This is a genomic window from Mycobacterium sp. (assembly GCF_019247615.1).
In the GTDB taxonomy this organism is placed as follows: Bacteria; Actinomycetota; Actinomycetes; order Mycobacteriales; family Mycobacteriaceae; genus Mycobacterium.
This window is the reverse complement of the sequence record NZ_JAFBAT010000176.1, coordinates 1-23,501: the sequence shown is the minus strand read 5'-3', so window position 1 is coordinate 23,501 and position 23,501 is coordinate 1. Positions and strand designations below refer to the sequence as shown.

General features: G+C 67.2%; 23 protein-coding genes and 1 pseudogene. 16 read left to right on the top strand and 8 right to left on the bottom strand.

The genetic code is table 11. The features are described from left to right. Positions 1-45 precede the first annotated feature (45 nt). From JO059_RS12050 to JO059_RS12030, 5 genes are read left to right on the top strand one after another with little or no spacing between them, the layout of a single operon-like run. Positions 46-615, top strand: coding sequence for an Mce protein (locus JO059_RS12050; protein ID WP_293318915.1), 570 nt, complete (start codon positions 46-48; stop codon positions 613-615). Next, a complete protein-coding gene (locus JO059_RS12045; protein WP_293318909.1) occupies positions 612-1,586 on the top strand; it encodes an RDD family protein in 975 nt (324 codons plus the stop codon). The genes JO059_RS12050 and JO059_RS12045 overlap by 4 nt, the downstream gene beginning before the upstream one ends. Beyond that, a complete protein-coding gene (locus tag JO059_RS12040) occupies positions 1,583-2,137 on the top strand; it encodes a mammalian cell entry protein (protein ID WP_293318907.1) in 555 nt (184 codons plus the stop codon). Before JO059_RS12045 ends, JO059_RS12040 begins: the two co-directional genes overlap by 4 nt. Continuing rightward, on the top strand, positions 2,104-2,883 hold the full coding sequence (locus JO059_RS12035; protein WP_293318905.1) for a mammalian cell entry protein: 780 nt from the start codon (positions 2,104-2,106) through the stop codon (positions 2,881-2,883). Before JO059_RS12040 ends, JO059_RS12035 begins: the two co-directional genes overlap by 34 nt. 35 nt (positions 2,884-2,918) lie before the next feature. After that, the gene (locus JO059_RS12030; RefSeq protein WP_293318903.1) at positions 2,919-3,620 is read left to right on the top strand and encodes a YoaK family protein; all 702 of its coding nucleotides are present in this window, start codon (positions 2,919-2,921) and stop codon (positions 3,618-3,620) included. Here the strand turns inward: JO059_RS12030 and JO059_RS12025 are convergent. From JO059_RS12025 to JO059_RS12010, 4 genes are all read right to left on the bottom strand, one after another. Next, positions 3,613-4,695 carry a phosphodiester glycosidase family protein gene (locus JO059_RS12025; RefSeq protein ID WP_293318901.1) on the bottom strand — a complete coding sequence of 361 codons (1,083 nt, stop codon included), beginning with the start codon at positions 4,693-4,695 and terminating at the stop codon, positions 3,613-3,615. The genes JO059_RS12030 and JO059_RS12025 overlap by 8 nt on opposite strands. Positions 4,696-4,801: 106 nt before the next feature. Next, positions 4,802-6,184: a YhgE/Pip domain-containing protein gene (locus JO059_RS12020; RefSeq protein ID WP_293318899.1), complete on the bottom strand. Its 1,383-nt coding sequence runs from the start codon at positions 6,182-6,184 to the stop codon at positions 4,802-4,804. Positions 6,185-6,231: 47 nt separating this feature from the next. Next, positions 6,232-6,954, bottom strand: coding sequence for a pirin family protein (locus JO059_RS12015; RefSeq protein ID WP_293318897.1), 723 nt, complete (start codon positions 6,952-6,954; stop codon positions 6,232-6,234). A gap of 37 nt (positions 6,955-6,991) precedes the next feature. Further along, positions 6,992-7,945 (bottom strand): DMT family transporter, encoded by a 954-nt coding sequence (locus JO059_RS12010; RefSeq protein ID WP_293318913.1) that lies wholly within the window; start codon positions 7,943-7,945, stop codon positions 6,992-6,994. 170 nt (positions 7,946-8,115) lie between these two features. Here JO059_RS12010 and JO059_RS12005 point away from each other — a divergent pair, with 170 nt between their 5' ends. Next, positions 8,116-8,967 (top strand): LysR family transcriptional regulator, encoded by an 852-nt coding sequence (locus JO059_RS12005; protein WP_293318895.1) that lies wholly within the window; start codon positions 8,116-8,118, stop codon positions 8,965-8,967. A 9-nt stretch (positions 8,968-8,976) separates the two neighbouring features. On the opposite strand, the gene JO059_RS12000 is transcribed toward JO059_RS12005, so the two are convergent. Continuing rightward, positions 8,977-10,401 (bottom strand): alpha/beta hydrolase domain-containing protein, encoded by a 1,425-nt coding sequence (locus JO059_RS12000; protein ID WP_293318893.1) that lies wholly within the window; start codon positions 10,399-10,401, stop codon positions 8,977-8,979. After that, positions 10,398-11,511 (bottom strand): annotated as a pseudogene (locus tag JO059_RS11995) (sigma-70 family RNA polymerase sigma factor). The gene JO059_RS12000 and the pseudogene JO059_RS11995 overlap by 4 nt, the downstream one beginning before the upstream one ends. On the opposite strand from JO059_RS11995, the gene JO059_RS11990 reads away from it, so the two are divergent. The 4 genes from JO059_RS11990 to JO059_RS11975 all read left to right on the top strand — a co-directional run bounded on the left by JO059_RS11990 (position 11,459) and on the right by JO059_RS11975 (position 15,750). Continuing rightward, positions 11,459-12,298, top strand: a complete 840-nt coding sequence (locus JO059_RS11990; RefSeq protein WP_293318891.1) for an alpha/beta hydrolase — start codon at positions 11,459-11,461, stop codon at positions 12,296-12,298. The pseudogene JO059_RS11995 and the gene JO059_RS11990 overlap by 53 nt on opposite strands. A 67-nt stretch (positions 12,299-12,365) precedes the next feature. Next, positions 12,366-13,115 (top strand): DUF2786 domain-containing protein, encoded by a 750-nt coding sequence (locus JO059_RS11985; protein WP_293318889.1) that lies wholly within the window; start codon positions 12,366-12,368, stop codon positions 13,113-13,115. Further along, positions 13,112-13,642: a TIGR04338 family metallohydrolase gene (locus tag JO059_RS11980; RefSeq protein WP_293318887.1), complete on the top strand. Its 531-nt coding sequence runs from the start codon at positions 13,112-13,114 to the stop codon at positions 13,640-13,642. Before JO059_RS11985 ends, JO059_RS11980 begins: the two co-directional genes overlap by 4 nt. Continuing rightward, positions 13,639-15,750 carry a glycoside hydrolase family 3 C-terminal domain-containing protein gene (locus tag JO059_RS11975; protein WP_293318911.1) on the top strand — a complete coding sequence of 704 codons (2,112 nt, stop codon included), beginning with the start codon at positions 13,639-13,641 and terminating at the stop codon, positions 15,748-15,750. The genes JO059_RS11980 and JO059_RS11975 overlap by 4 nt, the downstream gene beginning before the upstream one ends. Positions 15,751-15,756: 6 nt before the next feature. Here JO059_RS11975 and mymT read toward each other — a convergent pair whose 3' ends face one another. Next, on the bottom strand, positions 15,757-15,903 hold the full coding sequence (gene mymT, locus JO059_RS11970; RefSeq protein WP_293318885.1) for a metallothionein MymT: 147 nt from the start codon (positions 15,901-15,903) through the stop codon (positions 15,757-15,759). 125 nt (positions 15,904-16,028) lie between these two features. Between mymT and JO059_RS11965 the strand changes: the two genes are divergently transcribed. After that, positions 16,029-16,688 carry an O-methyltransferase gene (locus tag JO059_RS11965; protein WP_293318883.1) on the top strand — a complete coding sequence of 220 codons (660 nt, stop codon included), beginning with the start codon at positions 16,029-16,031 and terminating at the stop codon, positions 16,686-16,688. A gap of 103 nt (positions 16,689-16,791) precedes the next feature. Here the strand turns inward: JO059_RS11965 and ilvD are convergent, their stop codons facing one another. Next, positions 16,792-18,519 carry a dihydroxy-acid dehydratase gene (gene ilvD, locus JO059_RS11960; RefSeq protein WP_293318881.1) on the bottom strand — a complete coding sequence of 576 codons (1,728 nt, stop codon included), beginning with the start codon at positions 18,517-18,519 and terminating at the stop codon, positions 16,792-16,794. Positions 18,520-18,596: 77 nt separating this feature from the next. Between ilvD and JO059_RS11955 the strand changes: the two genes are divergently transcribed. The 5 genes from JO059_RS11955 to JO059_RS11935 form a co-directional block, all read left to right on the top strand. Continuing rightward, positions 18,597-18,899, top strand: a complete 303-nt coding sequence (locus JO059_RS11955) for a metal-sensitive transcriptional regulator (RefSeq protein ID WP_293318879.1) — start codon at positions 18,597-18,599, stop codon at positions 18,897-18,899. A gap of 120 nt (positions 18,900-19,019) precedes the next feature. Beyond that, positions 19,020-20,270, top strand: coding sequence for an MFS transporter (locus tag JO059_RS11950; RefSeq protein WP_293318877.1), 1,251 nt, complete (start codon positions 19,020-19,022; stop codon positions 20,268-20,270). A 118-nt stretch (positions 20,271-20,388) separates the two neighbouring features. Beyond that, positions 20,389-21,420, top strand: coding sequence for a L,D-transpeptidase (locus JO059_RS11945; RefSeq protein ID WP_293318875.1), 1,032 nt, complete (start codon positions 20,389-20,391; stop codon positions 21,418-21,420). 161 nt (positions 21,421-21,581) lie between these two features. Next, positions 21,582-22,169 (top strand): TetR/AcrR family transcriptional regulator, encoded by a 588-nt coding sequence (locus JO059_RS11940; protein WP_293318873.1) that lies wholly within the window; start codon positions 21,582-21,584, stop codon positions 22,167-22,169. After that, positions 22,166-23,501: molybdopterin-dependent oxidoreductase (locus JO059_RS11935; RefSeq protein ID WP_293318871.1), on the top strand; the 1,336-nt coding region annotated here is incomplete at its 3' end. The genes JO059_RS11940 and JO059_RS11935, both read left to right, overlap by 4 nt.

Here is a 23,501-nt window from a genome sequence, read left to right as displayed (position 1 = left end):
GATTCGGCAGAATCCGAGGGCGGAACCGAGCAGACACGCCCCGAGGTGACGGCCGAGGATGCGGCAGAAGCCCCACTCGCGGCGGCCGACGCCGCGACTGCGGATGCCCAACGTCGTCCATCCCGTATCGGCCGCGGCTGGAAAGCCGGCATTGCCGCGGTGCTCGTCCTGTGTGCCGGGGGCCTCGCGGCCGGTGGCTACTTTGCGCTGCGCTTCCACCACGAAAGCCAAGTCATAGCGCGCAATGACGCCGCCGCGCTCAAGGCTGCGGTGGAGTGCGTTTCTGCGACGCAGGCGCCGGATACCAACGCGATGATCGCGAGCGAACAAAAGATCATCGAATGCGGCACGGATGCCTTCCGCTCCCAGGCGGTGCTTTACACCAGCATGCTCGTTCAGGCGTACCAGGCCGCCAACGTGCACGTTCAGGTGTCGGACGTGCGGGCCGCGGTCGAGCGCAACAACAAGGACGGTTCGGTCGACGTGCTCGTCGCAATGCGAGTCAGGGTGTTGGCCGATAAGAATCAGAACGAAACCGGCTACCGACTGCGGGTGAAAATGGCGCTCGCCGAGGGCCAATACCGGATAGCCAAGCTCGACCAGGTGACGAAGTGACGGTGGTGGTCGAGGACACTCGGACCACGCCGGCCGTTCCAGCACCAACGCAGGTTGCCTTGGCGCCGTGGCGAATTCGCGTCGGCGCATTCGCTGTCGACGTCCTTCCGGCAACCGCGGTGGTAGCGGCGCTGGCACTGGTGTTGTTCACGGTGCCGGCGCGCGGCGTGTGGTGGTGGGTGTCGATTTCCGTCATCGGCGTCGTCATCCTGCTGATGTTTGTGAATCGATTGCTGCTGCCATCGATCGCCGGTTGGAGTCTGGGACGCGCCCTCTTCGGAATCGAGGTGGTGGGGTGCGACGGCGCGGCCCCCGGACCCTGGAGGCTGCTGCTGCGGGATCTGGCCCACCTGCTCGACATCGCATCCGTAGTGGGATGGCTTTGGCCACTGTGGGATTCACGACGCCGAACGTTTGCCGACATGCTAGTGGGCACTCACGTGCGATGCGTCGAACGGGATGAGCGGCCGCCGAGCTCACGGCGGTATACCGCAGTCGCCTTGCTGACGGCGGCTGCGGTGTGCCTCGCCGGTTCCGCCGTCAGCTACCTCCTGGTGTATTCGCGGGACCGCGCGACCGATCGCACAAGCTCCCAAGTATGGACGCAGGGGCCGAAAATCGTTGCGCAAATGCTGACCTATGACCCGAAGACACTCGGCGACGATTTTGCGCGCGCCCGGTCGCTGACCACCGACAGGTATCGAGGCCAGCTGGCCGCTCAGCAGGAGATAGTGCAGAAGGGCACCCCGGTCATCAACGAGTACTGGCCGACCGACTGGTCCATCCAGTCGGCGACGCCGGATCGCGCGACCATGCTGCTGTTCATGCAGGGCAGGCGGGGTGAGGGACCCTCACTCCGCCCGATCAGCGCGACCGTGCGAGCCAGTTTCGTCAAAGCCGGCAATGACCATTGGCTCGTCGATGACCTCACGGTGGTCACCAAGCCCAAACCTCCCGGGAACCAAAAGTGAGCCCCCGCCGCAAGTTTCAGCCGGACGAGCACCCACTGTTCGTGGCGCATCCCATCGGGGGACGGCGACCGTGGGGACTGCCACTGGTCACCTTGGTGGCATCGTTGCTGACGGTCGCGGCGATCACGGTGTGCACGCTGATGCTGGTCTCCCATGAATCTCGCGCGCGACACGCGTCGAGGGAGCGGGAGGTGCTCAACTACGTGACCGGGTTCATGTCGCAGTTCACGTCCATCGACCCCTATCACGCCAACGACTACGTGAACCGGATATTGGCCCAGGCGACAGGCGATTTCGCCAGGCAGTATCGCGACAAGGCTAACGACATCCTGCTCCAGGTCGCTCGGGCCGAACCCGCGACCGGCACCGTCCTCGGTGCCGGGCTGGAGCGCTGGAACGACGACGGCAGCGCCACGGTGATGGTGGCAATGGACGTGACCTCCAAGTCGCCGGATGAAAAGCAGGTCTTTGAAAACGCCAACCGTTGGACGGCAACCGTCACGCAGGAAGGGAATCAGTGGAAGATCAGCAACCTGGTGCAGGTGATCTGACCGCGGACACGGCCGACGACGCCGAGCCGACCAAAGCGCCTGAGACCGCCGAGGAAACGGGCGGGGCGGCGCAAGGATCAAAGGCCGACGCGGCTACCCAAGCAAAAGAAAAAGTAACAGTAGAAGCCGAAGAAGCCGGGGAAGCCGCAGAGACGGCAGAGGCCGAGGATGCCGCAGAAGCCGGGGAGGCGCCGCCGAGCGCCGAAGGCGGTCGCGCCCGCAAGAAGTGGCTGGGCGGCAAGGTGCTCGCGATCGTCGTGGCCGTGGCGGCCGTGCTTTTCGTCGGTTCGGCTGCATTCGCGGGCGCGGAGGTCCAGCCATACCTGTCCGATCGCGCCACCGCCGCCACCAAGCTGAAGGTGGCCCGGACCGCTGCCAATGCGATCACGGCGCTGTGGAGCTACACACCCGAGAACATGGATCACCTCGCCGACCGCGCGGCGGCCTACCTCAGCGGTGATTTCGAGGCCCAGTACCGGAAATTCGTCGACGCGATCGTGGCCCCCAACAAGCAGGCAAAGGTGACAAACACCACCGAAGTCACCGGGGCGGCGGTCGAATCGCTGGACGATCCGAACGCCGTCGTGATCGTCTACACCAACACCACGTCTACCAGTCCACTCACCAAGAACATTCCGTCGCTGAAGTATTTGTCCTACCGGATGTTCATGAAACGTAGCAACGGTCATTGGCTGGTGACCCGAATGAACACCATCACCTCGCTGGATTTGACGCCGCACCTCTAGTGCTGCCCCTCAACCGTCGAAATACACTGCAGCCCATGGTCACTGCTTCGCCGGTAACCGAGCGCTTCACCGTCGCCGCCTTGCTGCTGCTGACCTTCGCCACCGGGTTGGCCGACTCGATCAGCATTCTGATTCTCGGCCACGTCTTCGTGGCCAACATGACCGGCAATGTGATCTTTCTGGGGTTCTGGCTGGCTCCCAGAACCAGCATTGACCTGACCGCAGTGGTGGTGGCTTTGCCCACTTTCATCTGCACCACGATCGTCAGCGGTCGTTTGTCGCGGCACTTCGGTGAGCGGACACGACCATGGATCACCACTGTGCTGGCAACAGAAATCGCATTGCTGGCGGTGTTGTCGATTCTGTGCGGCACGGGTGTGCTGCATTACCACGACAACTCGAAATTGATCGCCATCGGTGTCCTGTCGGTGACGTTCGGCCTGCAGCACTCGAGTGCTCGCCAGTTCGGGATCCAAGAGCTTTCGACGACGGTGTTGACGTCGACTATCGTCAGCCTCGGCCTCGACAGCCACCTGGCCGGCGGCACGGGTGCCCGCGAAAAGCTGCGATTCAGCGTGGTTTTCACGATGTGCGCCGGTGCCCTGGCCGGCGCCACGATGTCCCGTTTTTTCGTGGCGCCGGTCTTCGCGGTCACGGCGGTGGTGATAGCGCTGAGTCTGTTGATTTTTCGGTTCGGCCCGGCGGAAGCGAAATCACCGGCGGGAGCCGCTAATTGAAGGCCAACCAGCTCGGCAGCGCCCGCTCATGCGAGTCGCACAGGACCTCGCGGGTATCACAGGATCCCCGCGGCGACCCGGCGCCGGCCCACATGCCGCCGGTGTCACGGCGCAACACGATGGCCGACGACCCCCCACCGTCGAGCAGGACCGCCGTGTCGCTGCCCAGCCCGCGGAACAGGTCTTGCATGTTGTCCGGGGTGTAGCTGCCGCCCTCGAAGATGTACATCTCGTCCCGCTGCTTCGAGTACCCGAGCGCCGTGCGCGCCGCGCTAGGACCGGGGTCGCCAAGCTGTTTGGTGTTGCCGGGGGAGAGCAGTCCGATCCCCGATACCGCGACGAACCTCTCGTTCTTGTTCAGCAGGTCCTGCACCACCGGCGTGGCGACGTCGTAGTCTTGTGGGTTCTTGGGCCGCAACACATACGGCGCGCCGCCTGACGGCAGAATCATCGTCGACAACGCGCTCCAGCTCTCACCACCGCCCGAAAGGCCTTGCTTTCCCGGGTAGGCGACCGTGCCGGTGACCGCCTGGTTGGCCCGGCCCTGGCCGTGGGTGTTGTCGACGAAGGCGCCCAGCGGTGAACTGCAGCCCGTCTGGCGCCAGGACCCGCCTCTTTGCGGGCGGACGTCGAAGAAGTTGGCGTTGATCGCGATGGTCGGTTGCCCCATCCGCTGCCACGCCTGAAGCGGTGCGTAGACCTCGGATGCCTGCCAGAGCCCCTCGCCGGTGCGGGCCGCGGGATTGTTTTCGCAGCGCGCCTGATCGCCTTGGTGGCTGTCGACCAGCAGGTGGGGGGCAAGACGCCCCGCGGCATTCTTGATGATCATCAGATGACCGCCGTTGTTCATCTCATACCAGCTGCCGGCGGCATTGAGCATTGGCGCGGGGTGGCCGGGGCCGAAGTTGTAGACGAGGTAGGAACCGCGGGTGGTGTCGATGGCGTTAGCCAGCAGATCGCGCCCGTCGGCGGCGCGCGCCACCGCGGGTGCGATGGTGCCTGCCATCGTCACGCATGCGACCAGGGCAGCACAGCAGGCCGCCAGCCGGCGCACGCGGGCGGGTGGGGTCGGCACGACAGACCTTTCGGCGCTGATCTCTGGGCAACATGCACAGCATGGGTCACTTCAGTCACACTGTCAACTTTCATAACGCCGGGGTGACGCTTGGGCGGCGCTCGAATTACTTTTGCTCGCTTGGGGTTTCGCTCTCGGGCTCGCGGTTGCTCGCGCGCTTGCTCAGGCGCGCCTGGTGTTGCGCTTGGTGCGCCTCGGCAATCGCCAGGGCGACCGCGCCCGGCAGCCGGTGGAAGCCGCTGCGATCGTAGAGGTGCGTGACGATGCCGCCCAGCAACAGCCCGATCACCAGGCCGATCGCCGTCATCACCAACGCCTGTGACAGACCGGCATCCGCGCGGCCATCCAGGTAAAGCAGCGACCGCACCCCGAGGAACACCTGATGCATCGGCTCGAATTCGGAAAGCCACCGGAAGAACTTCGGCGTCGCCTCCAGCGGCACCGTGGCACCCGCCGACGGTAGTCCGAGGATCACGAAGATCAACATGCTGACCAGCAGGCCCATCGAACCCAGGACCGAGAGCAACGAGCTGGACGTCACGCCGACCGCCGCGATCGCGAAGACCCCGTAGAGCCAGAGCTGGGTGCCGAGTGGAATGGGCATGCCCAGTCCATGGCCAATCGCCATGTACACCGCCGATGTCAACAGCGCCAGCAGCACCATCATCACCCATTTGAGCAGCAACGTCTGCAGGCGCGAGATCCTGACTTGCTCGGCGAAGCGATACACCGGACCCCATTCGGCCGGCACATAACCGAGCAGAGCGTCGACCAGTGTGCTCACCACGACGCTGCCCGTGAACCCGGCCAGCAGCAGGAGGAGCGCATAGTAGAACGCCGAGAGGCCATTGCCGGTGCCGTTCGGCAGCGGTTTGTACACCGTGGATTTGATGTCGATCGGATTGGCGATCCCCAGCGCCGACGCTCCGGTCAGCGGCGCGCCGCCGGTCTCGGCCGCGACATCCGCCGTAAGTCGTTGGCCCACTTTACCGTTGGCGACGGCCATCGCCTGTGTCAAGGTTTGGCCGGCGATGCTGGATCCCAACGTGCCGGCTCGCTGGTTGGTGTAGATCGTCATCGACGGCCGGGCCGCATGGCCGGGGGCGACCGCGCTTGCCCCGAACTCCCGAAGGCTCGACGAAAACGTCGGCGGGATGATCAACTCGCCGTACACCTTGGCCGTGTCGAGCTGGCGCTGCCCCTCGTCATGGGACACGACCCGGACGTCGAACTTGTCCTTGTCCAAACCGGAAACCAGGCCGTCGGCGATCTGTGCCCCGAACGGGCCGGCATCCTCGTTCACCACGGCGATCGGGAAGTGTCGCAGGTTGGTCATCGGGTTCAGGATGCCCCCGAGGTACAACGCGCACAACGCCGACATCAGCGCCAGCGTGACGACGATCGGTAGCGTCCAGAACCGTACGGTCCGAACCGCCTTGACATTCCGGTTGGGGTTCGGCGCCGCGTGCCGCGGCTGCGATTGAGACATGCGGGCTCCTGTCTGTCGTGCCCACTCTATGTGGTCGCGAGACCGCCTCAATCGCCAAGCTTTGCGTGCATCTCCCAGATCAGCAGTTCCGACGGCTCGTTCGCCGTCACCCGTCGGCCGTCGGCGTCGGTGAAGCGAACGGCGTCGCCCGCCCCGAGGTGACCGATCCCGTCCACCGTAACGCGGCCCCGCGCAGTGAATACGTGCAGGTAGGGGGCCTGCGGAAGGCTCGCCCCTTCGCCGGTTCGCAATCGGGCCGCGTGCAGTGCGGCGTTGCGGTTGTGCAGCGTGATGGCCGCCTCACGACGGGGGACGCCTGAGGCGATGGTCACAAGTTGGCCATCCACATCGGATCCGACATCGTGCTGCTGGTAGCTCGGCGAGATCGCAGTCTCGTCGGGCACCACCCACATCTGGACGAAATGCACCGGCTCCGTGGCGGAGTCGTTCATTTCGGAATGCAGAATTCCGCTGCCCGCCGACATGCATTGCGCCAGACCGGGATAGATCACACCACGGTTGCCGGCGGAATCTCGATGCGTCAGCTCTCCGTCGAGAACCCACGTGATGATCTCCATGTCCCGGTGCGGGTGCATGTCGAATCCGCTTGCGGGCGCGACGATGTCGTCGTTGTTGACCAATAGCAGCCCGTAATGGGTGTTGGCCGGATCGTAGTGGTCGCCGAACGAGAACGAATGCCGGGACCGCAGCCAAGATGTCGTGGTGACGGCCCGCTCGGACGCGGGGCGGATATCGGCGGTTGCCGGCATTCCCCCAGCGTACTAACCCCAGGCGCGGCGGCCGGGCCTAGAAATCGCGACCAGCCGGTGCCACCGAACAAGTCGCCATGTCCGGACGGATGTCCGCGGGGGCTGACACCGACGTCGGATGCTCCTCGGCTGCGCGGCGCCGGCCGGCGGTCCTGCTGTTGAGCCAGCAGGCGAGTCCGCCGGCCAGGAGGCCGACTGCGACGCCGATATCGGGTCGCTGGCCGACCATCAGCCAGGACAGGACCCCGGCGAGCGCGGGAATGACCGCGAACAGCATCGTCACCGCGGCCGCCCCGTGAATGCTGATGGCTCGCACGTAAAGGCTCACCGCGAGGGTGGCGTTGAGCAGCACCACGGCGCTGATCGCGACGGCGGCTTTGACCGCGTCGTGCACGGCGTAGGGCGTGAGCATCGCGAGCACCGCCGCTGGAATGAGCGCCACGGCGTTGTGGATCGCGCTCATGGCGCGGAAGTCCACGCCAGCGCAATACCGCTGCTGGTAGACGCCGCCAACCGAAAGACCAAGCAGCGCAACGACAAGCAATCCGATGACAGGGTCGACGCCGTGGGTGCTCAACAATCTCTTCGCGCAGGCGGCGAGCACGGCGACCACCCCCAGGACAAGGGCGGCTATCCGTGTCGAGCCAAGCGGCTCCCTCAGGAAGGCCGCTGCCAGAATCGCCGTGATGACGGGATTCATCGCGATCACCACCGCACAGAGGACGGCGGGCGCGCCCAGCATGACCGCCTCGTAGAGGCAGCAGAACTGCACCGCCTGGATGAGGAGACCGGCGACGAGGACGTGACCGAACTGCGCCCCGCGCGGCCAGGCCGCTCGGGATAGGACGGCCCAGACCGTCAGAATGATGGCGGCCAAGCCGAATCGCAACACCAAGACGGCCATCGGGGTCATCGCCGTCACCGCGAGCGTTCCGATCGGGTAACCGATCGCGTAAAAGAAGGCCACCGCCGAGGCGGTCGACAACGGCATGCGAGGCAGGTCCATGCCCCCATGGTCACGAACATGACCCAATGCCGTCCAACGATTATTGGTGATCGCAATTGATCGCTAGCTCTTATCAATCTCCGGAGATCCTCTGCGAGCGGCGTGGTGAGCAGCGGGGATTGATCATTAATGCTGATCGAACTAGGGTGGGCGGGATGGCCCAGGTTCTGGATATCGCCCCGCTGCGCAGCCTCGTTGCGGTGGCCGACTGTGGGGGATTTCACCGGGCGGCCGCCGCGCTGCATCTGACCCAATCCGCAGTGAGCCAGCACCTGCGCAAGGTCGAGAGTGTGGTCGGAGCCCCGGTGGTCGAACGCTCGGGCCGCGGCGTGGTGTTCACCCAAGTCGGTCAAAAGGTGCTGCGGCACGCCCGCACGATCCTGGCGGCGCATGACACTGCCCTCGATGATCTCGGCGCCACCGAGCACAAGCTGCTCACCATCGGCGCCACCGAGCACGGCGCGGACGTCATGCTGCCCGCCCTGACCAACGTGCTTCGTGAGCGCCTTCCCGATCGGCGGCCACGTTTCCGCCTGGACCGCAACGTTTCGCTCGCCGACGCGTTGGATCGCGGCCTGGTGGACTTGGCGATCATGCTCGACGGCTCAGGACTGGATCGCGCCAACGCATCGGGAGTCGTTCTGCTGAAATGGGTTTCAGCGCGTACCTGCACGATTGACCGGAGCGAGCCGCTGCCGTTGGTGATCTTCGCCGAGCCCTGCACCCTGCGCGAGCCGGCCTTCGCGATCCTCGACAAACACGGGATCGCTTACGAGATCGCCGCGGAATGCGGCGATCTGTCGGGGCTCTACGCGGCGGTGCGTTCGGGGCTTGGGTTGGCGCTGCTACCGGTGATCGGCAAGCTCCCCGACGGTTTGTGTCCGGCCGAGGGGCTGCCTGCGGCCAACTGCGCCACAGTCTTGGTCCGCGGCCGGGCCGGTATCGATCCGGACCTGCTCGGCACCGTGGATGCCGCGGTACGTGACGTGCTGGCCGCCGAAAGCTGAACGGCCCCTTTATGGTTCGTCGCCGGGGAAGGTCGCGGCGGCCAGCTGAAGGATCTCGGCGCGATCGGCCTGCAGTATGAAACCGGAATCGATCGCCCGATCGAGCGCCGCTTCGAAGTTCTCGAGGTACTCGTCGACCCCACCGGGATAGAGCCGGCGCAACGTGGCGGCATCGAACGGTTCGCCGGAACCGAAGATCGCCGCCATGATGGCCTCGGGGACGCCGTCTGAGCCGCCAAGCCCCGAGGTGCGGGCGATCGGCACGTCGACCCACGGGGTCCGCACGCCGCCCTGGGCCAGCCCTGCGGGATCGAGAACCGGAGCGGGCTCATCGCCGTCGCGAACCTCGATAGGCGCGGCCGCGGGCGCCGGCTCGCCCGTCGCCACCCAGTTGTTCAGCGCGGCCAGCGCCGCCTGCACCACGTAATGGTGTTGCGGCGCGAAGTTGATGTAATGCCCCAGCCGCTGACCCATCAGGGTGTCGGTCGGCGCGTAAGCCGCCACGATGGCATCCAGGGGCGCCGAGCCGCTGTCGATGGGAGCGACCTGGATCGTGTAGTTGTCGGCATGGGCCGCACCGGGAATCTCCCACACCCGCAGCCGTTGGTTGTCGGGCTGCCGAGCGTGGTAGTAGCCCTGCCGCACGGGGCCAAACAGGTCGGTTTCGGTGATGATCGTGACGACCGGGACGCGCAGGTCGGGCCGGAATGCGACCGCGTCGGGCGAATTGGCCTGCGATTCGTCGAAGATCGAGACGTCGCTGAGCGGTGCCGCCGACGCGAACCGGGAGTGCACGAAGAAGCCGTCGTAGATTTCGGCGAGCGGGTCGACGGCGTTGATGTAGGTGGTCAGGAACATCGCGGACTGCGATTCCCCGACGGCGAGCACACGCCGCACGCGCAGGTCGCCCAGTACACCGCCGGGCGCGGCATTCCGGGCGAGCGCGCCGGCTTGGGAGAAGATGTCGTAGGCGAAGGCGTCGCCCGGGTGATGCAGGGCTGCGTATCGCGCGGGATCCTGGCGCTTCAAGGACATATCGATGCCGAGCAGGCTGGCACCGCCCTCGATCCCCACCCGCTGGGCAGAGACCGCAATGTAGGCATAACCGGCCCGAATGATCTCGCGGTGCGCCATCATCCACACCGCCGGAGCATCGATGCCGCTGCTGACGTTGAGCCACTCCACCAGCACCGTGCCGTTAAACCGCGCCGCGTCCGGAGTCAGCGCCACCATCCGGGTCGTGTAATCGGCTGTGCGGCCGGTTGTCACACGCCACCGGCCGTCCGGGCCCAACTCTTCCGCCGGCGTGTAGGAAGATGCCGTTCCGGAAAGGAAGAATTCTTCGGCCGCGTAGCCCACGCTGCCGATGTCGAAGGCGCCCAACAGCAGAACGGGTTTGCCGGGAGCGGGTACGACGTCCGGGGCGCCCGTCATGCTCCCAGCGAACGTGGCAGACCGAATTTCTCGAACGCGCCTTCGAAAAAGGCCACCACGTGTGACACCCCGTCGGCGCGGACGTCCAGCACGTGCAACTGAAACGGCAGGTGAACGTCGCCGGCCCGCATGTACATGGCGGCAGCGGGCTGGCCGTTGGCGACCAACGGGATGAGGCGCATGTCGCCGGGCGATTCGGCCGGGCACTGCTGGTGAATGAGGGTGACGATGGACCGCGCGCCCTGATACCAGCCGACGTACGGCGGCATCTCCCATATCGCCTCGGCGGTGAACAGCTCGACCAGCCGGTCGATGTCGTAGGCCTCGAACGCGGCGATGTAACGGTCCAGCAGGTCCTGCGCCTCCGGCGAGTCCGGCGCCATCAACCGGTCAGAGGAGCTGGGACCGGCCGCCGCCAACTGGGTGCGGGCCCGCTGCAAGAGGCTGTTGACGGCGACCGTGGTGGAACCCAACGCCGCCGCCACCTCGCTGGCCTTCCACTGCAGCACGTCGCGCAGCAGGAGAACCGCCCGCTGGCGCGGCGAAAGGTGTTGCAGCGCAGCCACGAATGCCAACCGAACCGATTCGCGCGACCCGACGATGACCGACGGATCGGCGGGATCGTCAGGGAGCTCCGGCAGCGGTTCCAGCCAGGGCACCTCACGGCGTTCCACCAACTCGGCGGTCGGGTCGGAGCTGGGCCCACCCAACCCCGTCGGCAGGGGCCGGCGCTGCCGCCCCTCCAGCGCGGTCAGGCAGGTGTTGGTCGCGATGCGATGCAGCCACGTCCGCATCGACGACTTGCCCTCGAATCGGTCGTAGGCCTTCCAGGCCCGCAGCAGCGTCTCCTGCACCAGGTCCTCGGCGTCGTGCAGCGACCCGGTCATGCGGTAACAGTGCGCGAGCAATTCCCGACGATAGGGCTCGGCGTGCGCGGAGAAATCCCGCTCGGCGTGTTCTGTGAGGACACTCACGCCCACGAGCGTACGCAGACCCACCGACAGGCCGCCGCGGGCATGTCCGAGGAGCCCATCGGGCTGCCCGTAAGCTGCCGGTGATGAGTACGACCCGCAGCGAACGGAATTTCGACGGCATTGGCGGCGTGCGCATCGTCTACGACGTCTGGACGCCGGAGGGCCCACCCCGAGCGGTGGTCGTGCTGTCGCACGGACTCGGCGAATACGCCCGCCGCTACGACCACGTCGCGCAGAGCTTCGGCGACGCGGGGCTGGTCACCTACGCGCTGGACCACCGCGGGCACGGCCGCTCCGGCGGAAAGCGGATGTGGGTACGCGACATCTCTGAGTACACAGGCGATTTCGACACCCTGGTCGGCATCGCGACGCGGGAGCACCACGGTCTCAAGTGCGTGGTGCTCGGACACAGCATGGGCGGCGGGATAGTGTTCGCCTACGGCGTCGAGCGCCCCGACAACTACGACATGATGGTGCTGTCCGGGCCGGCGGTCGCCGCCCAGGATCTGGTGTCGCCGGTGATGGTGCTCGCCGCCAGGGTGCTCGGCGTGGTGGTGCCCGGTCTGCCGGTGCAGGAACTCGATGTCGAGGCCATATCCCGCGACCCGGCAGTGGTGGCGGCCTACAACGACGACCCGCTGGTCTACCACGGGAAGGTTCCGGCCGGCGTGGGCCGCGCGCTGCTGCAGGTGGGTGAGACCATGCCGCGGCGGGCTCCGGCGTTGACCGCGCCGCTGCTGGTCGTGCACGGCGCCGACGACCGGCTGATTCCCGTCGACGGCAGCCGGCGCCTGGTCGAATGCGTGGGGTCCACCGACGTCCAGTTGAAGGTCTACCCCGGCCTGTATCACGAGGTGTTCAACGAGCCCGAGCGCGCTCAGGTGCTGGGCGACGTGGTTTCCTGGATTTCGCGGCGCCTATGACCGGCCTGTGACCGGGCCTGTGACCGGCCGGCGCCGGAATGTCGTATCGCTGTCGTAGTTTGGCATGATGACCGACGACAAAATGCTGTCCCGCATCGCCGCGTTGCTGCGTCAGGCCGAAGGCACCGACAACACGCACGAGGCGGACGCGTTCATGAGCGCCGCGCAACGGTTGGCGACGGCGGCCTCGATCGACCTGGCAGTGGCGCGGTCCCATGCGGCCAAGCGATCGCCCGCGCAGGCCCCGACTCAGCGGACTATTACCATCGGGACGCCGGGCAGCAAGGGGCTGCGGACGTATGTGCAGCTGTTCGTCCTGATCGCGGCGGCCAATGACGTGCGCTGCGACGTGGCGACGAATTCCACGTTTCTCTACGCATACGGGTTCGCCGAGGACATCGACGCCAGCCATGCCCTGTACGCCAGCCTGGTCGTCCAGATGGTGCGCGCGTCGGACGCCTACCTGGCTTCCGGTGCCCACCGGCCGACGCCGACCATCACGGCCCGGCTGAACTTTCAGCTTGCGTTCGGGGCCCGCGTCGGCCAGCGTCTCGCCGAGGCCCGCGACCAGGCCAGGAGCGAGGCAACCAGGGACAGCCGTCGCCCCCCGGGAACGGCAATCGCCCTGCGTGACAAGGAGATCGAGCTGAAGGATTACTATCGCAGCGCGTCGAAGGCGCGCGGCACCTGGCAAGCTCATCGGGCATCCGCCGGATACTCGTCGGCGGCGCGGCGCGCGGGCGACCGGGCCGGACGGCGGGCAGCACTGCACAACAGCACCGAGCTGCCGGGGGCGCGGAGCGCATTGGACCGGTGACACGATCGGCTGCGCGCGATCCGTCTCAAAGGGATTCCCAGCGCGCCAAGGTCTATGCGGCCGAAGAGTTCGTCCGCACGTTGTTCGACCGCGCCGCCGGGCATGGATCGCCGGTCGTGGACTTCTTCGGCACTGCGCTGACGTTGCCCCCCGAGGGGCGGTTCGGGTCGGTGGCGTCCGTGCAGCGCTACGTCGATGACGTGCTCGCGCTACCGGCCGTGCGGGAGCACTGGCCCGACGTGCCACCGCTGGCGGTGCGGGCGCGGCGGGCCGCGACCGCGGCGCACTACGAAAGCCGCGACGGCGCAGGCGTTATCGCGGTTCCGGATCGCCGCGCCGCCGACTGGGCGCTGCGCGAGCTGGTGGTGCTGCACGAAATCGCGCACCACCTGTGCCGTTCGGGGCCGCCGCACGGCCCGGAGTTCGTCGCGACGGTCTGTGAGTTGGCCGAGCTCGTGATGGGGCCCGAGCTCGGACACGTGCTGCGTGTCGTCTACGCCAAAGAGGGTGCGCGGTGGCGGAATTGACGGACGCCGACGTACGCGCGCGCGAGCTCGAGTCCCAGATGACCGACGACGAGCGGTTCTCGCTGATCGTCGGGGTGATGGGGGCCGGCGAATTTTGGCAGCGCAGGGATGAGCGCATCCCGCCGGGCGTTCCGATGAGCGCCGCCTATGTGCCCGGGATTCCGCGGCTGGGCGTTCCGGCGTTGCTGATGAGCGATGCCGGCCTGGGCGTCACCAACCCCGGCTACCGCCCGGGCGACACCGCCACCGCCTTGCCGGCCGGGCTCGCGCTGGCCGCAAGCTTCAACCCCTCGCTGGCCCGCGACGCGGGTGAAATGATCGGTCGGGAGGCGCGTTGCCGCGGATTCAACGTGCAGCTCGCGGGCGCGATGAACCTCGTGCGCGACCCGCGTAACGGCCGCAACTTCGAATACCTCTCCGAAGACCCGCTTTTGACCGCCACGATTGCCGCGGAGTCGGTCAACGGGATACAGCAACACGGCGTCATTTCGACGGTCAAGCACTACTCACTCAATTGCAACGAGACAAACCGCCACTGGCTCAATGCGGTGATCGATCCCGACGCGCACCGCGAGTCGGACTTGCTGGCCTTCGAGATCGCCATCGAGCGATCGCAGCCCGGTGCGGTGATGACGGCCTACAACAAGGTCAATGGCGACTTCGCCGCGGCAAGCGACTTCTTGATCAACGAGGTGCTGAAAAGCCTTTGGGGATATCGCGGTTGGGTGATGTCGGATTGGGGGGCGACACCGAGCTGGGAGTGCGCGCTGAGCGGCCTGGACCAGGAGTGCGGTGCGCAGCTCGACGCGCTGCGGTGGGAGTCGGAGGCGTTCGGTGAGCCGCTGCGAGCCGCCTACGCCGACGGCAGGCTCCCGAAAGAGCGCCTGTCGGACATGGTCCGGCGGATTCTTCGTTCGATGTTCGCGGTCGGCATCGACCGGTGGGAAGCAGTGCCGGCCCCGGATCCCGTCGCGCACAACGACATTGCACTTCGCATCGCTCGGCAGGGAATCGTGCTGCTGGCCAACGGCGGTGTGCTTCCGCTCGAGCCGAGGGCGCGCATCGCCGTCATCGGCGGCCGCGCAGACGTCGGCGTCGCGGCCGGTTACGGTTCGAGCGCCGTCGTCCCACCGGGCGGCTACGCCGACGTCATCCCGCTCGGCGGCGAAGGCCACGAGGCCGCCCTGCGCAACCTGTACCTGCTGCCGTCGAGTCCGTTGAGCGAGTTGAGAAACCAGCTTCCCGATGCGCAGATCGAGTTCGATCCCGGCAGCTCTCCCTCCGAGGCGGCGATGGCGGCGCGGAGAGCCGACGTCGCGATCGTGTTCGTGATCCGCGCGGAAGGCGAGGGCTTCGACAGCCCCGACCTGTCGTTGCCGTGGGGCCAGGACGAGCTGATCGCCGCCGTTTCGGCCGCCAACCCGAATACCGTTGTCGTGCTCGAGACCGGTAACCCGGTGGCCATGCCCTGGGCTTGCTCGGTGAACGCCATCCTGCAGGCGTGGTATCCGGGTCAGGCCGGCGGCCGCGCGATCGCGGAAATCCTTGTGGGGCTGGTGAATCCGTCGGGCCGATTACCCGTCACCTTCCCGGCCGATCTCGGTCAGACGCCGCGCCCGGAGCTGCCCGGCTTCGGGTTGCCGCCGGGGAGGCCGACCACAATCGACTATTTCGAAGGAGCTGACGTCGGCTACCGCTGGTTCGCCAAAAGTGGTCTCACCCCGAAATACGCGTTCGGGCACGGCCTGTCCTACACCAGGTTTGAGTACACCGACCTGGCGGTGAGCGGCGGTGAGACCGTGTCCGCGAGCTTCACCGTCGCCAACGTCGGCGACCGCGCCGGGGGCGACGTCCCGCAGTTGTACCTGACCGCGGCACCCGGTGGGCAACCCGTGCGGCTGTTGGGGTTCGAGCGCGTCGAACTCGAGCCCGGCGCGACGCGCCGGGTGACCATCGAGCCCGATGCGCGGCTCCTTGCCCATTTCGACGGCAGCGCAAGGAGCTGGCGCATCCAACCGGGTGGTTACCGAGTGGAGGTGGGGGCTTCCGCGATCGCGCTGAAGCTGGCGGCCGAGGTCGAACTGGCCGGGCGCACGTTCGGACGCTGAGCGGCCCTACCGCACCGGGGTCAACTCGTCGCCGCATGTGCAGCGGTACGCCTCCCCGGCGCCGGAGCAGTGGCAGGGAACCTCGATGCGAACGCGACATCCGCAGCCTTCGTGGCCACAGGTCAGCAGCGTTCCCGCGTCGTAATTTGCCATGTGGAATCACCCTTTTCCGTGTTGTGAACTTCCATGGTGTGTGACCAACCACGCCATCATCATATACCCCCCATGGGTATATAGAAAGTAGGCCTTTGATTGCCTCGTCCGGCTAGCCTGGCGGAATGACCGAAAAACCAAACCCACGCGACGTGGATGCGTTTCTGGACGACACCGTTGTCGGCGAGGATCCGGCGCTGACGGGGGCCCTGCAGGCGAGCACCGCGGCCGGATTGCCGGCGATCGCCGTCTCGATGCAGCAGGGCAAATTCCTGTGCCTGTTGGCGCGCGCGATCGGGGCGCGTCGCATCCTCGAGATCGGCACGCTGGGTGGGTTCAGCGCCATCTGGTTGGCGCGTGGCGCGGGCCCGCACGGCCGGGTGGTGACCCTGGAATACGAGCCCGAGCACGCCGAGGTGGCCGAGGCGAACCTGCGCCGGGCCGGCGTCGCCGACCGGGTGGATGTGCTGGTCGGCGCGGCGCTGGACACGTTGCCGACCCTGACCGGTGAGCCCTTCGACCTGATCTTCATCGACGCCGACAAGGAGAACAACGTCGCTTACGTCGAGTGGGCGATTCGGCTGGCTCGTTCCGGTTCAGTAATCCTGGTGGACAACGTCATTCGTGACGGCCAGATCCTGACGGCGGACTCCGAAGACGCCAGAATCAGGGCGACGCGCCAAACCCTGCAGATGATGGGCGAGCACCCGCGGCTGGAGACGGCGGTGCTGCAGACCGTCGGGGCCAAGCCCTGGGACGGGTTCGCGTTCGCGTTGGTGGTGTAGGGACCGACGTTTCGGCGCGGCGCAGGTCCTTGACCGCCCGTTCGGCCGACGTGAGCTTGCGCCACCGGGAAGTCGGTCCGCAGGCGGCCTGCAAGATCCACGGTTAGCCGCAGACCGCGCCGATCGCGGCCGAGCTGACCAGCTTGACGTACTTGGCCAGGATGCCGGTCGTATACCGCGGCGGCGGGGGGGCGAAATCCCTTCGCCGGGCTTCAAATTCGGCCGGATCCTCGAGCACGTCGAGGATGCGTCCGGCGACGTCGAGGCGAATCCGGTCGCCGTCGCGCACCAGTGCGATCGGCCCGCCGTCGACCGCCTCCGGCGCGATGTGGCCCACGCACAGGCCGGTCGTCCCGCCGGAGAACCGGCCGTCGGTGAGCAGCAGCACGTCCTTGCCGAGGCCGGCGCCCTTGATCGCGCCCGTGATAGCCAGCATTTCGCGCATCCCCGGGCCGCCCTTGGGGCCTTCGTAGCGGATCACCACGACGTCGCCCTTGGTGATGGTCCCGTCCTCCAGAGCATCCAGCGCGGCCCGCTCGCCGTCGAAAACCCTTGCCGTGCCCTCGAACACGTCGGAGTCGAACCCCGCGGTCTTGACCACGGCGCCGTCGGGGGCCAGCGAACCACGCAGAATGGTGATGCCCCCGGTCGGGTGGATCGGGTTGTCCAGCGCCCGCAGCACCTTGCCGTCCGGGTCGGGCGGGCCGATCGCGGCCAGATTCTCGGCCATGGTGCGGCCGGTCACCGTCAGGCATTCGCCGTGCAGCAGGCCTGCGTCCAGCAGCGTCTTCATCACCACCGGCACCCCGCCGATGTGGTCGACGTCGTACATCACGTGGCTGCCGAACGGCTTGACGTCGGCGAGGTGCGGCACCCGCGACCCGATCCGGGTGAAGTCCTCAAGTGACAGTTTGACGTCGGCCTCATGGGCGATGGCCAGCAGGTGCAGGACCGCGTTCGTCGAGCCGCCAAACGCCATCACCACCGCTATCGCGTTTTCGAAGGCCTCCTTGGTGAGGATGTCGCGGGCGGTGATGCCGCGGCGCAGCAGTTCGATGACGGCCTGCCCGCTGCGCCGGGCGAAGCCGTCGCGGCGACGGTCGGTCGCCGGTGGCGCCGCGCTGCCCGGCAACGACATCCCCAGTGCCTCAGCCGAACAGGCCATCGTGTTGGCGGTGTACATGCCGCCGCAGGCGCCCTCGCCGGGGCAGATCGCCCGCTCGATGGCGTCCACGTCCTCGCGCGGCATCAATCCGCGGGCGCATGCGCCGACCGCCTCGAACGCGTCGATGATCGTCACCTCACGCTCGCTGCCGTCGGACAGCTTGGCGCGCCCGGGGAGTATGGATCCGGCATAGAGGAACACCGATGCCAGGTCCAGCCGCGCGGCGGCCATCAGCATTCCGGGCAGCGATTTGTCGCATCCGGCCAACAGCACGGAGCCGTCGAGCCGCTCCGCCTGCATCACCGTTTCGACGCTGTCGGCAATCAGCTCCCGCGACGGCAGCGAGAAATGCATGCCCTCGTGGCCCATCGAGATGCCGTCGGAAACCGAGATCGTCCCGAATTCGAGCGGATAGCCGCCGGCCGAGAACACCCCTTCCTTGACGGCCTTGGCGAGCCGGTCCAGCGAGAGGTTGCACGGCGTGATCTCGTTCCACGACGACGCGACCCCGATCTGCGGCTTGGCGAAGTCTTCATCCTCCATGCCGACCGCCCGCAGCATGCCACGCGCGGCGGCCTTCTCGAGGCCGTCGGTGACGTCCCGACTGCGCGGTTTGATGTCGGCGGCCGACGCCGAGTCCGGGGTGGTGGCCTGCGGAAAGTTCATCGTCCAAGTATGCCGGGGCGCATCGCGGCTACCATGCGCGGGCTATACCCCGTCGGGGTAAGCGGTAGAATCGCTGGATGACGACCGCACACGGATATTCGCTGCGCAAGGACGATTACGCCAAGCGGCTGCGGCGCATCGAGGGCCAAGTACGCGGCATCGCCCGCATGATCGACGAGGACAAGTACTGCATCGACGTGCTCACCCAGATCAGCGCCGCCAACAGCGCCTTGCGTTCGGTGGCGCTGAATCTGCTCGATGAGCACCTGAGCCACTGCGTCAGCCGCGCCGTGGCCGAGGAGGGCCCGGAGGCCCCGGAAAAGGCCCGAGACAAGCTGGCCGAAGCCTCGGCCGCCATCGCCCGCCTGGTTCGTTCCTGACAACGCGGGCGTGTTAAACCCCCAACTTTGGTGATCCGGGTGCTGCTGTGCGTACCGTAGGGACAGCGTGATCGGGCAAGCAGCCTGCTCGGCCGGTTGCGCCCCCCGCGACCACTGCCCATGACTGCCCAAACCGCCACCACACCTGCCGCGCGAACGTGGACGCCACGGATCGCCGCGCAACTCACGGTGCTGACGGCGGCGGCCTTCATCTATGTCACTGCCGAGACTCTGCCGGTGGGCGCGTTACCGGCGATCGCGCGCGACCTGCAGATCAGCGTGGTCGCGGTGGGCACGCTGCTCACCTGGTATGCGCTGGTGGCCGCCCTGACGACCTTTCCGCTGGTGCGTTGGACCGCGCACTGGCCACGACGACGTGCGCTCGTGTTCAGTCTGGTCTGCCTGACCGTCTCACAGCTCATCTCGGCGGCGGCGCCCAACTTCACGGTGCTGGCCATGGGGCGGGTGCTGTGCGCGTTCACGCACGGCCTGCTGTGGTCGGTGATCGCCCCGATCGCCACGCGCCTGGTGCCGCCCAGCCACGCCGGCCGGGCCACGATGTCCATCTACACGGGCACCAGCCTGGCCCTCGTGATCGGCAGTCCGCTTACGGCCGCCATGAGCCTGATGTGGGGCTGGCGGGTGGCGGTGGTATGCGTGACCGTGGCGGCGGCCCTCGTCACGGTGGCCGCGCGGATGATCCTGCCGGAGCTGGTGCTCACCGCCGAGCAGCTCAAATGCGTGGGCCCACGGGCGCGTCACCATCGCAATCGGCGCCTGATCATCGTGAGCCTGATCACCATGGTCGGCGTGACCGGTCATTTCGTGTCGTACACCTACATCGTGGAGGTCATCCGCGAGGTCGTGGGAGTGCGCGGTCCGACGCTGGCCTGGGTGCTGGTCGCCTATGGCGCCGCCGGAGTGGCCGCGGTGGGCCTGGTGGCGCGGCCGCTGGACCGCCGCCCCCGGGGCGCCATCATCTTCTGTATGGCCGGACTCGCGGCCGCGTTCGTGGTGCTGACCGCCCTGGCCTTCGGCGGGCACGGCACCGCGACCACGCTGCTGGTCGGGATCGCCGCCATCGTGCTGTGGGGTGCCATGGCCACGGCCGTCTCGCCGATGCTGCAGTCCGCGGCGATGCGCAATGGCGCTGACGACCCCGACGGGGCTTCGGGCCTGTACGTGACGGCGTTCCAAGTGGGCATCATGGCCGGCTCGCTCGGCGGTGGGCTGTTGTACGAGCGCAGCGTGACGCTGATGCTGACCGCCTCGGCGGCCCTGATGGGCGCCGCACTGGCCGGCATGGCGGCCAACCGGCAGGTGCTGGATCCCCGTCAAGACCCTGAGCCGGCACGCTCACGCAATTCATAGCTCCGCAGGTCAACGGCATAAGTTTGGCCACCTGGGGACTCGTCGCCACCCGTCGAGTAGGTAGCTGGGCTACGTGCTGTGCCACACTATTCCCGACATAGTGACTGGAGGGATGCGTATGTCGGGCTGGACGATGGCCTGGACCGGGAGGGGTCGCCGCGCCGCTCTGCAGGCAGCAGGATTGGCGCCGATCGCGGGGGTCCTGGGGTTGGTGCTGGTGCTCGGCGCGGGTTCGGCGCTCGCGGACCCCGACCCCGGACCGGGCGATCCGGGGGTTGTCGCCGCGCCCGGGGACCCGGCAGCCCCCCCGGCAGTGGCGGTGCCCCCGGCGGTGGCAGCCCCCCCAGCCCCTGGACTGCTGCCCGCGTCCGACCCGGCGGCGGTGCCGGCCAATACGGGACCCGTCGACGGGCAAAACCCGACTCCCTTCACCGGGACGGCGCCATTCGGGCCGCCCAACTTCGTCCCGAAGAATGGCTCGACGGTGGGAGTGGCCCAACCGATCATCATCAACTTCCCGGGGCGAGTCGAGGATGCCGGCGCGGCCGAGAACGCCGTCCACGTCTCCTCGGTCCCGGCGGTTCCGGGCAAGTTCTACTGGATGACCCCGACCCAGCTCCGTTGGCGCCCGCTGAGCTTCTGGCCCGCCCATACCGCGGTGACCGTCGACGCGGGCGGTACGGTGTCCAGCTTCCGAACGGGTGACGCGCTGGTGGCGACGGCGGACGATGCCACGCACCAACTGACCGTGACACGCAACGGCACCGTGGACAAGACGATCCCGATGTCCATGGGCATGTCGGCCGGTCATCACCAAACCCCCAACGGCACCTACTACGTGCAGGAGAAGATGCCTTCGGTGGTGATGGATTCCTCGACGTACGGGGTGCCGGTCAACTCGACGTACGGCTACAAGGTGACGGTCGACCTGGCCGTGCGCTTCGACAATGTGGGCGACTTCGTGCATAGCGCCCCGTGGTCCGTGGACGACCAGGGGAAGCGCGACGTCAGCCACGGCTGCATCAACATCAGCCCCTCCAATGCCAGGTGGTTCTTCGACAACTTCGGTCCGGGTGACCCGATCATCGTGAAGAACTCCAGCGGCGGCACCTACCCCAAGAACGACGGGTCCAGCGACTGGATCACCTAGGGGTCCGTTCGCCGAGCAGACGCAAAATCGCCCATTTCGACCCGAAATAGGGCGATTTTGCGTCTTTTCGCGAGCGGGAGGTGCCACCAGCTGGCGGGGCTTTCGCATGCCGAGCGATTATGTATAGCATCATACATAGCCCCGACCCAAGGAGCGGTGAAATGCGCAGCCCACGCGAGCGGATGGTCGTCTCGGCCGCGCTGCTGATCCGCGAGCGCGGCGCCCATGCCACCGCGATCTCCGACGTTCTCGAACACAGTGGTGCGCCGCGGGGGTCCGCTTACCACTACTTCCCGGGCGGCCGAATGCAACTGCTGTGCGAGGCGGTCGACTACGCGGGCGAGCATGTGGGCGCGATCATCGCCGAGGCCGAGGGCGGCCTGCAGCTGCTGGACACGCTGATCGACAAATACCGGGATCAGTTGCGGGACAGCGATTTTCGCGCTGGCTGCCCGATCGTCGCGGTCTCCGTCGAGGCCGGGGAGCAGGACCGCGAGCGGATGGCCCCGGTCATCGAGCGCGCCGCCGCGGTCTTCGACCGGTGGACCGAGCAGATCACGCAGCGCTTTGTCGCCGACGGCATCCCGCACGACCAGGCCGGCGAATTGGCGGTGCTCGCGACCTCGGCGATCGAGGGCGCCATTGTGCTGGCGCGGGTGCGCCGCGACCTCACGCCCCTGGACCTCGTCCACTGCCAGCTGCGCAATGCCTTATTGGCCGCCATTCGGCGAAAGGAACACCCGCGATGACCAGTGACTGGCAGCCCACCGCATGCATTCTCTGCGAATGCAACTGCGGCATCGTCGTGCAGGTCGAGGACCGCCGACTGGCTCGCATCCGCGGCGACAAGGCGCATCCGGGTTCTCAGGGATACACCTGCAACAAGGCGCTGCGGCTGGACCACTACCAGAACAACCGCGCCCGTCTGACCTCGCCCATGCGCCGGCGTGCCGACGGCACCTTCGAGGAAATCGATTGGGACACCGCGATTGTCGAGGTTGCCGACGGGTTCAAGCGCATCCGCGACACCTATGGCGGCGACAAGATCTTCTACTACGGTGGCGGCGGCCAGGGCAACCATCTGGGCGGGGCGTACAGCGGTGCGTTCCTGAAGGCGCTCGGATCGCGCTACCGGTCCAATGCGCTGGCGCAGGAGAAGACCGGTGAAGCCTGGGTCGATGCGCAGCTGTACGGCGGCCACACGCGCGGCGAGTTCGAGCATGCCGAGGTGTCGGTGTTCATCGGGAAGAACCCGTGGATGTCGCAGAGCTTTCCCCGTGCACGCGTGGTGCTCAACGACATCGCCAAGGACCCGACCCGTTCGATGATCGTGATCGATCCTGTGCTCACCGACACCGCCAAGATGGCCGACTTCCACCTGCGGGTGCGGCCCGGAACCGACGCGTGGTGTCTGGCCGCGCTGGCCGCCGTCCTCGTCCAGGAAAACCTTTGCGACGAGGCGTTTCTCGCCGAGCACGTGCACGGCGCCGAGGTCGTGCGCGACGCGTTGCGCGAAGTTGCCGTCGACAACTACGCGCAACGCTGTGGTGTGGACGAAGAGCTCCTGCGGGCCGCGGCGCGACGCGTCGGCACCGCGGCCAGCGTTGCCGTGTTCGAAGACCTCGGCATTCAGCAGGCACCCAACAGCACGCTGTGCTCCTATCTGAACAAGCTGCTGTGGATCCTCACCGGCAACTTCGCGAAAAAGGGTGGCCAGCACCTGCATTCGTCGCTGGCTTCGCTGTTCAGCACCGTCTCCGGTCGCACGCCCGTCACCGGCGCCCCGATCATCGCCGGGCTGATCCCGGCCAATGCGGTGCCCGAGGAGATCCTGACCGACCACCCGGACCGGTTCCGCGCGATGATCGTCGAGAGCGGCAATCCCGCGCATTCGCTGGCCGATTCGGCCAGGTGCGCGGCGGCGTTCCGGTCGTTGGAGCTGATGGTGGTCGTCGACGTCGCGATGACCGAGACCGCGCGGCTGGCCCATTACGTGCTGCCCGCGGCGTCCCAGTTCGAAAAGCCGGAGGCCACGTTCTTCAACTTCGAGTTCCCCGCCAACGCCTTCCACCTGCGCAGGC

Excerpts from the sequence above, each read along its gene's own strand:
- JO059_RS12030 (WP_293318903.1), top strand. The coding sequence starts at position 2,919 with ATGGTCACTGCTTCGCCGGTAACCGAGCGCTTCACCGTCGCCGCCTTG.
- JO059_RS12020 (WP_293318899.1), bottom strand. The coding sequence starts at position 6,184 with ATGTCTCAATCGCAGCCGCGGCACGCGGCGCCGAACCCCAACCGGAAT.
- JO059_RS12015 (WP_293318897.1), bottom strand. The coding sequence starts at position 6,954 with ATGCCGGCAACCGCCGATATCCGCCCCGCGTCCGAGCGGGCCGTCACC.
- JO059_RS12010 (WP_293318913.1), bottom strand. The coding sequence starts at position 7,945 with ATGCCGTTGTCGACCGCCTCGGCGGTGGCCTTCTTTTACGCGATCGGT.
- JO059_RS12005 (WP_293318895.1), top strand. The coding sequence starts at position 8,116 with ATGGCCCAGGTTCTGGATATCGCCCCGCTGCGCAGCCTCGTTGCGGTG.
- JO059_RS12000 (WP_293318893.1), bottom strand. The coding sequence starts at position 10,401 with ATGACGGGCGCCCCGGACGTCGTACCCGCTCCCGGCAAACCCGTTCTG.
- JO059_RS11990 (WP_293318891.1), top strand. The coding sequence starts at position 11,459 with ATGAGTACGACCCGCAGCGAACGGAATTTCGACGGCATTGGCGGCGTG.
- JO059_RS11985 (WP_293318889.1), top strand. The coding sequence starts at position 12,366 with ATGACCGACGACAAAATGCTGTCCCGCATCGCCGCGTTGCTGCGTCAG.
- mymT (WP_293318885.1), bottom strand. The coding sequence starts at position 15,903 with ATGGCAAATTACGACGCGGGAACGCTGCTGACCTGTGGCCACGAAGGC.
- JO059_RS11965 (WP_293318883.1), top strand. The coding sequence starts at position 16,029 with ATGACCGAAAAACCAAACCCACGCGACGTGGATGCGTTTCTGGACGAC.
- ilvD (WP_293318881.1), bottom strand. The coding sequence starts at position 18,519 with ATGAACTTTCCGCAGGCCACCACCCCGGACTCGGCGTCGGCCGCCGAC.
- JO059_RS11955 (WP_293318879.1), top strand. The coding sequence starts at position 18,597 with ATGACGACCGCACACGGATATTCGCTGCGCAAGGACGATTACGCCAAG.
- JO059_RS11950 (WP_293318877.1), top strand. The coding sequence starts at position 19,020 with ATGACTGCCCAAACCGCCACCACACCTGCCGCGCGAACGTGGACGCCA.
- JO059_RS11945 (WP_293318875.1), top strand. The coding sequence starts at position 20,389 with ATGTCGGGCTGGACGATGGCCTGGACCGGGAGGGGTCGCCGCGCCGCT.
- JO059_RS11940 (WP_293318873.1), top strand. The coding sequence starts at position 21,582 with ATGCGCAGCCCACGCGAGCGGATGGTCGTCTCGGCCGCGCTGCTGATC.